Annotated in this window: 12 protein-coding genes and 1 tRNA gene; all 13 read left to right on the forward strand. The window is 61.2% G+C overall.

Annotation, left to right across the window (positions count from 1 at the left end; genetic code table 11):
• Nucleotides 1–96: 96 nt before the first annotated feature.
• Entirely contained in the window at nt 97–1179 is a 1083-nt protein-coding gene (gene leuB, locus ACZ3GY_RS05395; RefSeq protein ID WP_463564240.1) for a 3-isopropylmalate dehydrogenase, read from the forward strand.
• Between the two features lie 54 nt (nt 1180–1233).
• Entirely contained in the window at nt 1234–2346 is a 1113-nt protein-coding gene (gene asd / locus ACZ3GY_RS05400) for an aspartate-semialdehyde dehydrogenase (protein ID WP_465909193.1), read from the forward strand.
• A gap of 137 nt (nt 2347–2483) precedes the next feature.
• Complete coding sequence (locus ACZ3GY_RS05405) at nt 2484–3494, forward strand: aspartate-semialdehyde dehydrogenase (RefSeq protein ID WP_465909195.1); 1011 nt, start codon at nt 2484–2486, stop codon at nt 3492–3494.
• A gap of 145 nt (nt 3495–3639) precedes the next feature.
• Nucleotides 3640–6483, forward strand: a complete 2844-nt coding sequence (locus ACZ3GY_RS05410) for a motility hub landmark protein FimV (protein ID WP_465909196.1) — start codon at nt 3640–3642, stop codon at nt 6481–6483.
• A 36-nt stretch (nt 6484–6519) separates the two neighbouring features.
• Complete coding sequence (gene truA, locus ACZ3GY_RS05415) at nt 6520–7353, forward strand: tRNA pseudouridine(38-40) synthase TruA (protein ID WP_465909236.1); 834 nt, start codon at nt 6520–6522, stop codon at nt 7351–7353.
• Between the two features lie 88 nt (nt 7354–7441).
• Nucleotides 7442–8074, forward strand: a complete 633-nt coding sequence (locus tag ACZ3GY_RS05420) for a phosphoribosylanthranilate isomerase (protein WP_465909197.1) — start codon at nt 7442–7444, stop codon at nt 8072–8074.
• A 172-nt stretch (nt 8075–8246) separates the two neighbouring features.
• On the forward strand, nt 8247–9131 hold the full coding sequence (gene accD / locus ACZ3GY_RS05425; RefSeq protein ID WP_225830985.1) for an acetyl-CoA carboxylase, carboxyltransferase subunit beta: 885 nt from the start codon (nt 8247–8249) through the stop codon (nt 9129–9131).
• Nucleotides 9128–10435: a bifunctional tetrahydrofolate synthase/dihydrofolate synthase gene (folC, locus tag ACZ3GY_RS05430; RefSeq protein ID WP_465909198.1), complete on the forward strand. Its 1308-nt coding sequence runs from the start codon at nt 9128–9130 to the stop codon at nt 10433–10435. The genes accD and folC overlap by 4 nt, the downstream gene beginning before the upstream one ends.
• The gene (locus ACZ3GY_RS05435; protein WP_465909200.1) at nt 10419–11054 is read left to right on the forward strand and encodes an SPOR domain-containing protein; all 636 of its coding nucleotides are present in this window, start codon (nt 10419–10421) and stop codon (nt 11052–11054) included. The genes folC and ACZ3GY_RS05435 overlap by 17 nt, the downstream gene beginning before the upstream one ends.
• Before the next feature lie 73 nt (nt 11055–11127).
• Complete coding sequence (locus tag ACZ3GY_RS05440; protein WP_465909201.1) at nt 11128–11694, forward strand: CvpA family protein; 567 nt, start codon at nt 11128–11130, stop codon at nt 11692–11694.
• A gap of 28 nt (nt 11695–11722) precedes the next feature.
• Entirely contained in the window at nt 11723–13228 is a 1506-nt protein-coding gene (gene purF, locus ACZ3GY_RS05445) for an amidophosphoribosyltransferase (RefSeq protein WP_465909202.1), read from the forward strand.
• A 332-nt stretch (nt 13229–13560) separates the two neighbouring features.
• On the forward strand, nt 13561–14772 hold the full coding sequence (locus tag ACZ3GY_RS05450) for an O-succinylhomoserine sulfhydrylase (protein WP_463564250.1): 1212 nt from the start codon (nt 13561–13563) through the stop codon (nt 14770–14772).
• 83 nt (nt 14773–14855) lie between these two features.
• Nucleotides 14856–14928: transfer RNA gene (locus tag ACZ3GY_RS05455), tRNA-Val, on the forward strand.
• Nucleotides 14929–14930: the final 2 nt, after the last annotated feature.

The raw sequence follows: 14930 nt of genomic DNA on the forward strand, positions 1-14930 counted from the left end.
CTCGCGGCAGGGCGATAGGCGCAGGCCCGCTCAGGTTTCTAAATGTCGCGTTTGCCGTTTAGCGCATGCGCCTCGAGCTTCGTGAAGGAAATAGCGATGAGCAAGCAGATTCTGGTTCTCCCCGGTGACGGTATCGGCCCTGAAATCATGGCCGAAGCGGTCAAGGTGCTGCGCCTGGCCAACGACAAGTTCGCGCTGGACGTCGAGCTGTCGTTCGACGAACTGGGTGGTGCCGCGGTAGACAAGTACGGCGTGCCGCTGGCCGACGAAACCCTGGAGCGCGCGCGCGCTGCCGATGCCGTGCTGCTCGGCGCCGTGGGTGGCCCGAAGTGGGACAAGATCGATCCGGCCATTCGCCCGGAACGTGGCCTGCTGAAGATCCGTTCGCAACTGGGCCTGTTCGCCAACCTGCGCCCGGCCATCCTCTATCCGCAACTGGCCGATGCCTCGTCGCTCAAGCCCGAAGTGGTCGCTGGCCTGGACATCCTCATCGTGCGTGAGCTGACCGGTGGCATCTACTTCGGTCAGCCCCGCGAGAGCAAAGTGCTCGATAATGGCGAGCGCATGGCCTATGACACGCTGCCCTACAGCGAAAGCGAGATCCGCCGCATCGCCAAGGTCGGTTTCGACATGGCCCGCGTGCGTGGCAACAAGCTGTGCTCGGTCGATAAGGCCAACGTGCTGGCGTCCAGCCAACTGTGGCGCACCGTGGTCGAGGAAGTGGCCAAGGATTACCCGGATGTCGAGCTGAGCCACATGTACGTCGACAATGCCGCCATGCAGCTGGTGCGTGCGCCCAAGCAGTTCGACGTGATCGTTACCGACAACATGTTCGGCGACATCCTCTCCGACGAGGCATCGATGCTGACCGGTTCCATCGGCATGCTGCCGTCCGCTTCGCTGGATGCCAACAACAAGGGCATGTACGAGCCTTGCCACGGTTCGGCGCCAGATATCGCCGGGCAGGGCATTGCCAACCCGTTGGCGACCATCCTGTCGGTGTCCATGCTGCTGCGTTACAGCTTCAACCAGACCCAGGCAGCCGATGCCATCGAGCTGGCCGTGAGCCGCGTGCTCGACCAGGGCCTGCGTACCGGCGATATCCACTCGGCAGGTACGACCAAGGTCGGCACTGCGGCAATGGGTGATGCGGTAGTCGAAGCGCTGCGTAGTCTGTAATCTTCCAGGCCGCTGGAAAGTGTCCGGCGGTTTGTTCATATAGGTGTAGTGGTTATGAAACGTGTAGGTCTGATCGGTTGGCGTGGCATGGTGGGTTCCGTGCTCATGCAGCGCATGCTGGAAGAACAGGATTTCGATCTGATCGAGCCGGTGTTCTTCACCACCTCCAATGTCGGCGGCCAAGGCCCGGCCATCGGCAAGGAAACCGAAACGCTCAAGGATGCCTACAGCATCGATGAGCTGAAAGGTCTGGACGTGATTCTCACCTGTCAGGGTGGCGACTACACCAACGAAGTTTTCCCCAAGCTGCGCGAAGCCGGCTGGAATGGCTACTGGATCGATGCGGCGTCCTCGCTGCGCATGGCCGACGACGCGGTGATCGTGCTCGACCCGGTCAACCGCAAGGTCATCGACCATCAGCTCGACCTGGGCGCGCGCAACTACATTGGCGGTAACTGCACCGTCAGCCTGATGCTGATGGCCCTGGGCGGCCTCTACGAAGCCGGCCTGGTCGAGTGGATGAGCGCCATGACCTATCAGGCGGCCTCGGGTGCCGGCGCGCAGAACATGCGTGAGCTGATCAAGCAGATGGGCGCGGTCAACGCCAGCGTCGCGGACGACCTGGCCGACCCGGCCAGCGCCATCCTCGACATCGACCGCAAGGTGGCCGAGGCCATGCGTGGTGATGCGTTCCCGGTCGACAACTTCGGCGTGCCGCTGGCCGGCAGCCTGATTCCCTACATCGACAAGGAACTGCCTAATGGGCAGAGCCGCGAAGAGTGGAAGGCCCAGGCGGAAACCAACAAGATTCTTGGCCGCTTCAAGAACCCGATCCCGGTCGATGGTATCTGCGTCCGTATCGGCGCCATGCGCTGCCACAGCCAGGCGCTGACCATCAAATTGAACAAGGACGTGCCGCTGTCCGACATCGAAGGTCTGATCAGCCAGCACAATCCGTGGGTCAAGCTGGTGCCGAACCACCGCGAAGCGAGCATTCGTGATCTCGGCCCGACCGCCGTTACCGGCACCCTGAGCGTGCCAGTGGGTCGTCTGCGCAAGCTCAACATGGGCTCGCAGTACCTGGGCGCCTTCACCGTGGGCGACCAACTGCTGTGGGGCGCGGCAGAGCCGCTGCGCCGCATGCTGCGGATCCTGCTGGAGCGTTGATCTGCTGACGGCGCGCTGCCAGGCGTGTCGTGAAGGGGCGGGTGGATGGTGGTCGCTTTGCGATTGCCATCGCTCGCCCCTTTGCTTTTCGGTAGAGTGCCGGGTCTGTTTCAGCTATCGAGCATCAGCCTCTCCTCATGACTTCTACCTTTGATATCGCCATCGTCGGGGCCACCGGCAGCGTCGGTGAATCCCTGCTGCAAACTCTCGCAGAGCGGGATTTCCCGGTTGGTGATTTGCATCTGCTCGCCAGCAGCGAATCTGCAGGTCGTACGCTAGCCTACAAAGGGCGCAATCTGCGTGTGCGTGCCTTGGACGGTTTCGATTTTCGCGCTGTGAAGCTGGTGTTCTTCGCCGCCGATCAGGCCGTCACGCTGGCCCACGTCGACGCGGTGCGCAAGGCCGGCTGTTCGCTGATCGACGTGACCGGTGCGTTGCCCAACGAGCAGGCGCCACGGGTCGTTCCCGAGGTCAATGCCGCTGTGCTCGAGGGGCGTGAGGCGCCATTCATGCTCACCAGCCCTTCTTCGGTAGCCGTGGCGGTAACGCTGGTGCTCGCCGCCTTGAGGGATCAGGTATCGGTGCGTCGGCTGGTGATCAACGCCGGGCTGGCGGTTTCCAGCCGTGGCCGGGAGGGGGTGTCCGAACTGGCTCGGCAGACGGCCGAGTTGCTCAATGGCCGTTCGTTCGAGCCGCGTCTGTTCGATCGGCAGATGGCCTTCAACGTCCTGGCCCAGGTCGACGAGCCGGATGCAGAGGGGCACGGTCGCATCGAGCGCCGCGTCAACGAAGACATCAAGGCGCTGTTAGATGATACCTCACTGAGTGTCGCTGTCAGCTGTCACCAGGTGCCGGTATTCTTTGGCGACAGCTTGAGCGTAACGGTGCAGTCATCTACACCTGTAGAGCTGGATAAGGTTATCGCTGTGCTGGATGCGGCAGCCGGTATCGAGCTGGTCGATGCGGGGGATTATCCGACCGTTATCGGTGACGCCGTCGGCCAGGATGAGGTGTACGTAGGCCGCGTGCGGCGCGGTTTGGACGACCCCTGCGAACTCACTTTGTGGATTGCGTCTGATAATGTGCGAAAAGGTGCGGCTTTGAATGCCGTGCAACTGGGCGAGTTATTGATAAAACACCATCTGTAAAAGATACTTATGCGGAAATTTGAAGATCTATTCGAGCTTGGCAAATACTGAGCGCGCTGATTGTTGGCTGGGGGGCCTGTAAAGGGCAGCCGACGATCACCAACCCTCTCGTTGTGCGAGAGCAGTTAACACAAAGGAAAAGGCTATGGTTCGGGTTCGTAAACTGGTACTGGCTATCGCTGCGGCGACGGCGTTGTCTTCCGGTATGGCGCATGCGTTGGGTGTCGGCGAGCTGACGCTCCAGTCGTCTCTGAACCAGCCTCTGGTGGCAGAAATTGAACTCCTGGATGTGCGTGATCTTTCCGCGGCGGAAATGCGCCCTGCGCTCGCCTCGCCGGAAGAGTTCAACAAGGCCGGTGTCGATCGCCAGTATTTCCTGACCGACCTCAAGTTCACGCCTATCGTCAAACCGAACGGCAAGAGCGTGATTCGTGTTACCTCGACCAAGCCGGTTCGCGAGCCCTACCTGAATTTCCTCGTGGAAGTGCTGTGGCCAAATGGCCGTCTGCTGCGTGAATACACCCTGCTGCTCGATCCGCCTCTTTATTCCCCTCAGGCCGCTGCCGCGCCGCAATTGCCGGTCGCCGCTCCGGCACCACGTCCTGCTGCGTCGGTCACACCGCCGCGCGCTACTGCACCTACGACGCCTGCCGCACCAAGCGCTGCAGCGGCGCAGAGTGGCGAATACCGCACCAATACCAACGACACATTGTGGGAAGTTGCTCAACGTGCTCGCGGTAATGGCAGTGTCCATCAAGCGATGCTCGCCATTCAGGATCTCAATCCGGATGCATTCATCGGTGGCAACATCAACCGCATGAAGAGCGGCCAGGTACTGCGTCTGCCGGACGAGCAGCAAGTCGCCCGCCGCAGCCAGGCCGAGGCGTTGGCTCAGGTAAACGAGCAGAACAGTGCCTGGCGCCAGGTGCGCAGCGCACCGGCAGCCGCTGGTGCGCGGCAGATCGATGCTACGCGCCGTACGGGCGCCGGTGCCGCACCTGCCGAAGTGCAGTCTGAAGATAAGCTCAAACTACTGGCTGCTGATGCGGGTAAAGCCACGGCAGGTAGCGAAAACGGATCCAACAATAGCGCAGCGTTGAGCAATCAACTGGCGGTCACCCAGGAGAGTCTGGATTCGACGCGTCGCGAAAACGACGAACTGAAAGACCGCATGACTGATCTGCAAAGCCAGCTCGACAAGCTGCAGCGGCTCATTCAACTGAAAGATAACCAACTGGCCAAGTTGCAGGCTGATGTGTCAGCTCCTGCCGGGCAGGTGGCAGGTGCTGGTGCCGCAGCTGCAGCACCTGCCAGCGCAGGTCAGGCGACTGACACGCCAGCTGGTGCGCCAGGTAGCGAGTCGTCCACACCTGTCGCGCCTTCGGCTGAAACACCGGTCGTTCCGGCTGAGCCGGTAGCCGAGACCCCGCTGAGCGGTGAGTCTGCTGCACAGCCTGGTACCGATGCCGCCCCGGCTGTACCCGCCGATGGCGCTTCACCAGCCGAAGATCCTGCTGTAACTCCTGCGCCAGCACCCGTCGAACCAGCCGCTCCTGTCGTTACCCAGGCCCCGGAGCAGGTCGCTCCCGCCCCTGAACCGGTCGAAGAGGACAGCGCCCTCGACAACTTGCTGGCCAATCCGATGCTGCTGGGTTTGGTCGGTGGCAGCTTGCTGCTGGCACTGCTGCTGGTGCTGCTGATCCTGTCGCGCCGTAAGGCGCGCAAGGAAGCCGAGGAGGAAGAGAGCCTCGCTGTGTATCAGGAAGATACTCATCGTTTCGATAGCGACATGGAGCTGCCTGCCGACAGTCTGAACGACCTGCCTGATGACCTGGCAGCACCACTGCAGCCGGTAGGTGAAGATCGTGTCGTCGCGCAAACCGGTGATGCCATGGGTGAGGCCGACATCTATATCGCCTATGGCCGCTTCAATCAGGCTGCCGAGTTGCTGCACAACGCTATCAACGACGAGCCGCATCGTACCGATCTGCGCCTCAAGCTGATGGAGGTCTATGCCGAGCTGGGTGACCGCGAAGGTTTCGCTCGTCAGGAAAACGAATTGCGTGAAATCGGCGGTGCCAACGCCGAAGTCGAGCAGTTGAAAAGCCGCTACCCGGCCATGGTGCTGCTCGGTGGTGCTGCTACGCTGGCTGCTGCCGATGATCTGGACTCCTTCAGCCTGGACGATCTGGCGTTGGACGAGCCCGTCAAGCCGGCCGCACCGCAACCTGCCGATGACGCTTTCGATCTCGATTTGGATGCACTCGAAGCCGAATTCGCCTCTGACTCGCAGGCCACGCCCCAGAGCGCCAATCGTTTCGACGAAATCGATACCCTGGGCCTGGACTCCGATCTGGATCTGCAGGCTCCCAAGCAGTCGGCCACAACCAAGGATGACGCTGTAGCTTTTGATCTGGATCTCGGCGATGAAGCCGACAATCGTCAGGAGTTGGGCGGTGAGCTGGCCGATTTCAGTCTTGACCTTGACTCGCCTGCCACTACGGCAGCGGCTCAGGATGATGATTTCCTGCTGAGTCTCGACGATGACGCCGACAAGGCCTCAGCCAACGACGGCTTGGCTGATTTCTCCTTGTCGCTGCCAGATGAAAAGCCACAGGATGATTTTGGTCTGCCTGCCGATTTCGATCTGTCACTCAATGACGACGCGCCGGCTCCAGGCACCGGTGCCAGCTTCGCCGCTCAGCTCGATGATGTGACGGCCGAACTTGACCAGTTGGCTGAGAGCCTAGAGCAGCAAGGCAAGCTTGAGCCGGAAAGCCATCAGGCGGATACCTCATCGCTCGACGATGACGAGGATTTCGACTTCCTCTCGGGCACCGACGAGACCGCGACCAAGCTGGATCTGGCGCGCGCCTACATTGATATGGGTGATTCCGAGGGTGCCCGTGACATCCTCGATGAAGTGATCGCCGAAGGTAACGATGGTCAGCAGCAGGAAGCGCGTGAGCTGATCGGCAAACTGGTTTGATACATGTCTGATGTGCGTACCTCGACGGCAGCCGAAATGGCTGCCGTCGGCATTTACAAGATTGCCCTGGGTGTCGAGTACCGTGGCGCCCGTTATCGTGGTTTCCAGCGCCAGCGTGACGGCGTACCGTCGATTCAGGCGTCCCTCGAGAAAGCCCTTTCCAAGGTTGCCGGCGGTGCGCCTGTCACGCTGAGCTGTGCCGGGCGCACCGATGCACTGGTGCATGCCAGCGGGCAGGTGGTGCACTTCGACACCACGGTAGATCGCTCCATGCACGCTTGGGTGATGGGCGCCAACATGAATCTGCCCGGCGACATCAGCGTGACCTGGGCCAAGGCCATGCCAAGGCACTTCGATGCGCGCTTCTGCGCCATGGCGCGACGCTATCGCTATGTGATCTACAACGATCAGATACGCCCGGCGCACATGGCTGAAGAGGTGACTTGGAATCACCGTCCGCTGGATATCGAACGCATGCGCGAGGCGGCCCGTGTGTTTATCGGTACTCATGATTTCAGCGCTTTTCGGGCACGTCAGTGCCAGGCCAAGTCACCGATCAAGACGGTGCACCACCTGGAGTTGCTGCAGCACGGGCGTTTCATCGTGCTGGATATCCGCGCCAATGCCTTCCTGCATCATATGGTGCGTAATATCGCCGGTGTGCTGATGACCATCGGTGCCGGTGAGCGTCCGGTGGAGTGGGCGGGTGAGGTGCTGGCTACTGGTGTGCGGCGTACTGGCGGCGTCACGGCCCATCCTTACGGGTTGTATCTGGTGCAGGTGGATTATCCGGCTGAGTTCGAGTTGCCGACGCGTTATCTGGGGCCACATTTCCTCTCGGGTCTGAGAGGCGTGGCACTTCCGGAGTAGCAGGCAGGGCAGGGTGGCGGCAGCAATTAATGGCCCATCGCCTGCGGTCATTTGTTACCATCCGGCCTTTCGCGGAGGTATTCGTCTTTTGTCAGTCGTTCGCTGCAAGATCTGCGGGATTACCCGCCTCGAGGATGCGCTCGCCGCAGTGGCGGCTGGTGCCGACGCTATCGGCCTGGTGTTCTACGAGCGCAGCCCGCGGGCGGTGTCGATCGAGCAGGCGCGGGCCATCGTGACCGCGCTGCCGCCGTTCGTGACCACGGTCGGTCTGTTCGTCGACATGCCGCGAGCCGAGTTGGATAAGGTGCTGGCTGCGGTACCGCTGGATCTGTTGCAGTTTCACGGCGATGAAACCGCTGCCGAATGCGAAGCCGTCGGCCGGCCCTATATCAAAGCGCTGCGGGTTCGTGCACAAGACGATGTGGCGGCGCTGGTGGACGCATACCCAAGTGCCCGCGGGGTTCTGCTCGATACCTTCGTGGAGGGTGTTCCCGGAGGAACGGGGCAGGCCTTCGACTGGTCGCTGGTGCCTGCGCAATTGAGCAAGCCAGTGATCCTTGCCGGTGGCCTGACCCCGAATAACGTATCTGCGGCAATCGCCCAAGTGCGGCCTTATGCGGTCGATGTCAGTGGCGGCGTGGAGGCGAGCAAGGGCATCAAGGATGCCGGTCGGGTAAAAGACTTCGTGCGTACTGTGCGGGCGGTTGGAGAGTCGATGTGACGACGTCGCGTAGCGAGCCGTCCATACTCCTATCGCCGCGATAAGTGCGCGCTTTTTTCGTGGTCGGGTAAGGTGGCGGGCGTAACGCCGGCCCCTGATGCGACCGCTTTGTGAATTCGCTTGTCATGTGCAACAAGCATGTTGAAGCCTACAGCGTTGGAGAATTGAGAGCATGAGCAACTGGCTGGTAGACAAACTGATCCCATCGATCATGCGTTCCGAGGTCAAGAAGAGTTCGGTGCCGGAAGGTCTGTGGCACAAGTGCCCATCCTGCGAGGCCGTGCTGTACAAGCCGGAGCTGGAAAAGACCCTGGACGTTTGCCCCAAGTGCAATCACCACATGCGTATCAACGCGCGTGCGCGCCTGAACATCTTCCTCGACGCCGATGGTCGTGAGGAGATTGGTGCCGATCTGGAGCCAAACGATCGACTGAAATTCCGCGACAGCAAGAAGTACAAGGATCGCCTGGTCGCTGCACAGAAGCAGACCGGCGAGAAGGATGCGCTGATTTCCATGAGCGGTACCCTTGAAGGTATGCCGATCGTTGCCTGTGCCTTCGAATTCTCCTTCATGGGTGGCTCCATGGGTGCCATCGTTGGTGAGCGTTTCGTGCGTGCCGCCAACGTGGCTCTTGAACAGCGCTGCCCATTCGTGTGCTTCGCCGCCTCCGGTGGTGCGCGCATGCAGGAAGCGCTGATCTCGCTGATGCAGATGGCCAAGACGTCTGCCGTGCTGGCGCGTCTGCGTGAGGAGGGCATCCCCTTCGTTTCCGTGCTGACCGATCCGGTCTATGGCGGCGTTTCCGCCAGTCTGGCCATGCTCGGTGACGTAATCGTCGCCGAGCCTAAGGCGCTGATCGGTTTTGCCGGCCCGCGGGTAATCGAGCAGACCGTTCGCGAGAAGCTGCCAGAAGGCTTCCAGCGCAGCGAGTTCCTGATCGAGCACGGCGCCATCGACATGATCATTCACCGTGCGGAGCTACGCTCGCGTCTGGCTCGTCTGCTGGCGCAGTTCACCCACCAGCCATCACCTGCAGCGCTGCCGGTCACGGCATGACCCAGCGCTCCCTGGCCGAGTGGCTGGCGTACCTGGAGCGTTTGCATCCCAGCGCCATCGACATGGGCCTGGAGCGCTCCCGGGAGGTTGCCGAGCGCCTTGGGCTTTCCCGTCCGGCGCCGCGGGTGATCACGGTCACCGGCACCAACGGCAAGGGCTCAACCTGTGCTTTTCTCGCCTCGCTGCTGCGTGCCCAGGGGCTCAAGGTTGGCGTGTACAGCTCGCCGCACCTGCTGCGTTACAACGAGCGGGTGCAGATCGATGGTCTGGACGCCAGCGATGAAGGTCTCTGTGAGGCTTTCAGCGCTGTCGAGGCCGCACGGGGCGAAACCTCACTGACCTATTTCGAGATGGGCACGCTGGCAGCCTTCTGGTTGTTCGAGCGTGCCGGTCTGGACGTCGCTGTGCTGGAAGTCGGTCTGGGTGGGCGCCTCGATGCGGTCAATCTGGTCGACGCCGATTTGGCACTGATCACCAGCATTGGTGTGGATCACGCTGACTGGCTGGGGGATACCCGCGAGTCGGTTGCGTTCGAGAAAGCCGGGATCATGCGTCCCGGCAAGCCGGCACTCTGCGGCGATTTCGATCCACCGCTGCCATTGCTGGAGCGGGTGGTGGAAATCGATGCACCGTTCTTCCTGCGCTGCCGGGATTTCGACCTGAGCATCACCGAAGATGACTGGAGCTGGTACGGGCTGACCGACCGCGGTGAAGTGTTGCGTCTTGCTGGCTTGCCACTACTCGACTTGCCCATGGAAAACGCTGCACTAGCGCTTCAGGCCTACGCGCTACTTGATCTGCCGTGGCAGGCAAACCTCATTGCCAAGGCACTGCAGGCGACTCGGGTAACTGGGCGTCTGGATCGCCGTCACTTGAACTGGCAGGGTAAGTCCCTCACTCTGTTGCTCGATGTAGGGCACAATCCCCATGCGGCACAGTTTCTTGCAGAGCGTCTGCAGGCGAGTCCGCTTTTAGGTAAGCGTCTGGCGGTATTCGCTCTGTTGGCCGACAAGGACTTGCCTGCCGTCGTAGCGCCGCTGCTGGGCGAGATTGCTCACTGGGCGGTCTCGCCGCTGCCGACCGAGCGTTCTCGCTCAGCGGCCGAGCTGCATGGCCATCTGATCGCCTGTGCTGCGCAGGCCGATATGTACGCCGATGTGGCGAGTGCTCTGCAGGCACAGTGCGAGCGCGCTGCGGCAGGGGATGAAATTCTGCTCTTTGGTTCTTTTTTCTGCGTGGCCGAAGCCCTGATATGGCTGGAGCGTCACGCCCAGGAGGATGTGCAGGATGGCAATGCTGGATAGTGGAACGAAGCAACGTATTGTCGGGGCTCTGGTGCTGGTAGCGCTGGCGGTGATTTTCCTGCCAATGCTGCTGTCCCGTCCTGACGAGTTGCGTCATGTGGTAGTCGATGCGCCAAGCATGCCGGCCAAGCCTGTAGTGCCGGAAATCGAGATGCAGCCTGTGGTCGTCCCCGATCCTCAAGAGCTTCCGCAGGAGCCGGTGCCTGGCGACAGTGCGGCCGCCGGTCAGGCGCAGGCGCCCGTCGAGCAACCGATTGCCGAGTTGCCTGCCAGTCAGGAGCCCGTAGCGCCGCCCGCTCCGCAGCCAACGCCCAGCAAGCCGGCCGAAGTGTCGCCGCCGCCGCAGAAAGCGCCGGCTGAGCGTCTGGATGCCAATAGCTTGCCGGTCAGTTGGTCGGTGCAACTGGCTAGCCTTTCCAGTCGTCCAGGTGCAGAAACACTGCAGAAAACCCTGCGTGCCCAAGGTTACAACGCCTATATCCGCGCCGCCGATGGCATGAACCGGGTATTCGTTGGGCCGCTGGTCGAGCGGGTCGAGGCCGATCGGCTACGCGATCAGCTCAATCGTCAGCACAAGCTCAATGGCTTCGTGGTGCGCTTTCAGCCTGAAAGCAACTGACTCGGTATATGCGCTTAACCGATGGGCAGGGGTCTGCTAAAATGCAGCGCCTCTTCCATCGGTAGCCTGCATCGTGGCATTCACTTGGGTCGATTGGGCGATCATCGCCATCATCGTCGTATCGAGCCTGATCAGCTTGAGTCGAGGCTTCGTCAAGGAAGCGCTGTCGCTTGTCACCTGGATCATCGCTGGCGTGGTCGCCTGGATGTTCGGTGGTGCGCTCTCGCAGCATCTCGGTGCCTATATCGAAACCCCGTCCGCCCGTGTCATCGCCGCCTGCGTTCTGTTGTTCGTGCTGACCCTGCTGGTCGGTGCATTGATCAATTATCTGATTGGTGAGCTGATCCGGGTGACCGGTCTTTCCGGCACGGATCGTTTTCTCGGTATGGTATTCGGCGCCGCACGTGGCGCCTTGCTGGTCGTGGTCGCCGTCGGGCTGTTGAGCCTGGCACCCGTCGAGCAGGATGTCTGGTGGCAGCAATCGACGCTGCTGCCGCATTTTCTGTTGGTTGCAGACTGGTCGAAGAGCCTCATTCTGGGGATGTCCAGCGAGTGGTTGGCGAGTGGTATACGCGAGCCGGTCGAACTGCCGTTCAAAGATGTGCTGCAGGGATCCATTCCCGTTGGCACTGGTAAATAGTCGTCTCACTGAGTAGGGGTTGCGTCACATGTGTGGCATTGTCGGTATCGTCGGGAAATCGAACGTCAATCAGGCGCTGTATGACGGCCTTACCGTCCTCCAGCACCGCGGCCAGGATGCTGCCGGTATCGTCACCAGCCACGAGGGACGGTTGTTCCTGCGCAAGGACAACGGCCTGGTGCGTGATGTGTTTCAGCAGCGGCACATGCAGCGCCTGATCGGCCACATGGGTATTGGCCATGTGCGTTACCCGACCGCGGGTAGTTCCAGCTCGGCGGAAGCTCAGCCGTTCTACGTCAACTCGCCCTACGGCATCACCCTGGCGCACAACGGTAACCTGACCAACGTCGAACAGTTGGCCAAGGAGATCTACGAATCGGATCTGCGCCACGTCAATACCAACTCCGACTCCGAAGTGCTGCTTAACGTTTTCGCCCATGAGCTGGCCGTGCGCGGCAAGCTCAACCCCAGCGAGGAAGACGTCTTCGCTGCGGTCAAGGACGTGCACAAGCGCTGCCGTGGCGGCTACGCAGTCGTTGCGATGATCACCGGTTACGGCATCGTCGGTTTCCGCGACCCGAACGGCATTCGCCCGATCGTCTTCGGTCAGCGTCATACCGACGAAGGCGTCGAGTACATGATCGCTTCCGAGAGCGTGGCGCTGGACGTGCTCGGCTTCACCCTGATTCGTGATCTGGCGCCGGGCGAAGCGGTTTACATCACCGAAGAAGGCCAGTTGCACACCCGTCAGTGCGCGCCCAATCCACAGCTCAAGCCGTGCATTTTCGAGCATGTCTATCTGGCCCGCCCCGATTCGATCATGGACGGCGTGTCGGTTTACAAGGCGCGCCTGCGTATGGGCGAGAAGCTGGCGGACAAAATTCGTCGCGAGCGCCCCGAGCACGATATCGACGTGGTCATTCCGATTCCAGATACCAGCCGTACGTCGGCGCTGGAGTTGGCCAACCACCTCGGTGTGAAGTTCCGCGAAGGCTTCGTCAAGAACCGCTACATCGGCCGTACCTTCATCATGCCGGGACAGGCTGCGCGCAAGAAGTCGGTACGCCAGAAGCTCAACGCCATCGAACTGGAGTTCCGCGGCAAGAACGTGATGTTGGTGGACGACTCCATCGTGCGCGGCACCACCTGCAAGCAGATCATTCAGATGGCCCGTGAAGCTGGCGCGAAGAACGTGTATTTCTGCTCGGCAGCCCCAGCCGTGCGTTACCCGAATGTCTACGGTATCGACATGCCGAGCCCGCACGAGCTGATCGCTCATGGCCGCACCACCGAGCAGGTTGCCGAGCTGATCGGTGCCGATTGGCTGATCTATCAGGATCTCGATGATCTGAAAGAAGCCGTCGGTGGCGGCAAGATCAAGATCGAGCACTTCGACAGCGCGGTGTTCGACGGCGAGTACGTGACCGGCGATGTCGATGAGGCTTACCTGAATCGTATCGATCTGGCGCGTAACGATGGTTCCAAGACCATCCAGCAGGCGGGTAGCGAAATTATCGATCTGTACAACAACTGATCGGCAAACGAAGCGTAAACAATCGGGCCCTAGGGTCTGTTGCCGTTTCAGCGCAAGCCGCGTTGTCGCGAGAAATCTCGCCAGGCGAGGCGGAGGACGCAGGGAATGATTGTTCCCTTGCCAAGTTCTCCAACGACGCATGGCGAGCTTTCCCGCACAACCCGTAGGGCCGGGCCCGTTTTGCCGCGATGCTGCGTTTCTCGCCGGCTCACTTAGCTAGCTAAACTTCGCGGCTCGTGCCTTGCTTCGCGGCAAAACGGGCGCCGGCGTGGTCGTGCTGAAACGGCAACAAACCCTGATGACCCGGACTGGTTTCTGGACGAGGACGCGATATGACGCAGGAATGGGATGCAGGTCGACTCGACAGCGATCTGGACGGTGTAGGTTTCGACACCCTGGCGGTACGTGCCGGGCAACACCGCACGCCTGAGGGCGAGCATAGCGAGGCGCTGTTCACCACCTCCAGCTATGTATTCCGTACCGCTGCCGATGCAGCCGCACGCTTCGCGGGCGAAGTGCCGGGCAATGTCTACTCGCGTTACACCAACCCTACGGTGCGTGCCTTCGAGGAACGCATTGCGGCCATGGAAGGGGCCGAACAGGCTGTCGCTACCGCCTCGGGTATGTCGGCGATCCTGTCCATCGTCATGAGCCTGTGCAGTGCCGGTGATCATGTGCTGGTGTCGCGCAGCGTGTTCGGCTCCACCATCAGCCTGTTCGAAAAGTACCTCAAGCGTTTCGGTGTGCAGGTCGACTACGTACCGCTTGCTGATCTGCAAGCCTGGGCTGGTGCATTCAAGCCCAACACCAAGCTGCTGTTCGTCGAGTCGCCTTCCAACCCGTTGGCTGAGCTGGTGGATATTGCTGCGCTGGCGGAGATTGCCCATGAGCATGGCGCGTTGCTGGCTGTGGATAACTGTTTCTGCACGCCTGCGCTGCAGCAGCCACTGAAGCTCGGTGCGGATATCGTCATGCACTCGGCGACCAAATTCATTGATGGCCAGGGCCGCGCCATGGGCGGCGTGGTGGCCGGTAGCGCCAAGCTGATGACCGACGTGGTGGGCTTCCTGCGTACCGCAGGGCCGACGCTGAGCCCGTTCAACGCCTGGATCTTCCTCAAGGGGCTGGAAACCTTGCGTATCCGTATGCAGGCTCATTGTGCCAGTGCGCTCGCACTCGCCCAGTGGCTGGAGCAGCAGGACGGCATCGAGCATGTGTATTACGCCGGCCTGGCCAGCCACCCTCAGCATGAGCTGGCTGCGCGTCAGCAGAGCGCCTTTGGTGCAGTGGTGAGCTTCGAAGTGAAAGGAGGCAAGGAGGGCGCCTGGCGTTTCATCGACGCCACGCGGGTGATCTCCATCACCACCAACCTGGGCGATACCAAGACCACCATTGCCCATCCAGCGACCACTTCTCATGGGCGTCTATCGCCGCAAGAGCGTGCCAATGCTGGGATTCGCGACAGTCTGATCAGGGTTGCGGTAGGTCTGGAAGACGTGGCCGATCTCAAGGCCGATCTGACGCGTGGTCTGGCCGCGCTGTAAAAACCACCTTTTTAGAAAAAAACGAAGCGGGGCCTTGACTTAGGTTCGGCCCCCGCGTAAATTTCGCCTCCTCGCAAGGCCAAGGGTGATTAGCTCAGCCGGGAGAGCATCTGCCTTACAAGCAGAGGGTCGGCGGTTCGATCCCGTCATCACCCACC

The organism is Pseudomonas sp. PME37.24/006 (assembly GCF_055556635.1).

Coding starts and splice junctions, on each gene's coding strand:
- leuB (WP_463564240.1), top strand. CDS start 97: ATGAGCAAGCAGATTCTGGTTCTCCCCGGTGACGGTATCGGCCCTGAA.
- folC (WP_465909198.1), top strand. CDS start 9,128: ATGACCCAGCGCTCCCTGGCCGAGTGGCTGGCGTACCTGGAGCGTTTG.
- accD (WP_225830985.1), top strand. CDS start 8,247: ATGAGCAACTGGCTGGTAGACAAACTGATCCCATCGATCATGCGTTCC.
- ACZ3GY_RS05450 (WP_463564250.1), top strand. CDS start 13,561: ATGACGCAGGAATGGGATGCAGGTCGACTCGACAGCGATCTGGACGGT.
- asd (WP_465909193.1), top strand. CDS start 1,234: ATGAAACGTGTAGGTCTGATCGGTTGGCGTGGCATGGTGGGTTCCGTG.
- ACZ3GY_RS05435 (WP_465909200.1), top strand. CDS start 10,419: ATGGCAATGCTGGATAGTGGAACGAAGCAACGTATTGTCGGGGCTCTG.
- ACZ3GY_RS05410 (WP_465909196.1), top strand. CDS start 3,640: ATGGTTCGGGTTCGTAAACTGGTACTGGCTATCGCTGCGGCGACGGCG.
- ACZ3GY_RS05405 (WP_465909195.1), top strand. CDS start 2,484: ATGACTTCTACCTTTGATATCGCCATCGTCGGGGCCACCGGCAGCGTC.
- purF (WP_465909202.1), top strand. CDS start 11,723: ATGTGTGGCATTGTCGGTATCGTCGGGAAATCGAACGTCAATCAGGCG.
- truA (WP_465909236.1), top strand. CDS start 6,520: ATGGCTGCCGTCGGCATTTACAAGATTGCCCTGGGTGTCGAGTACCGT.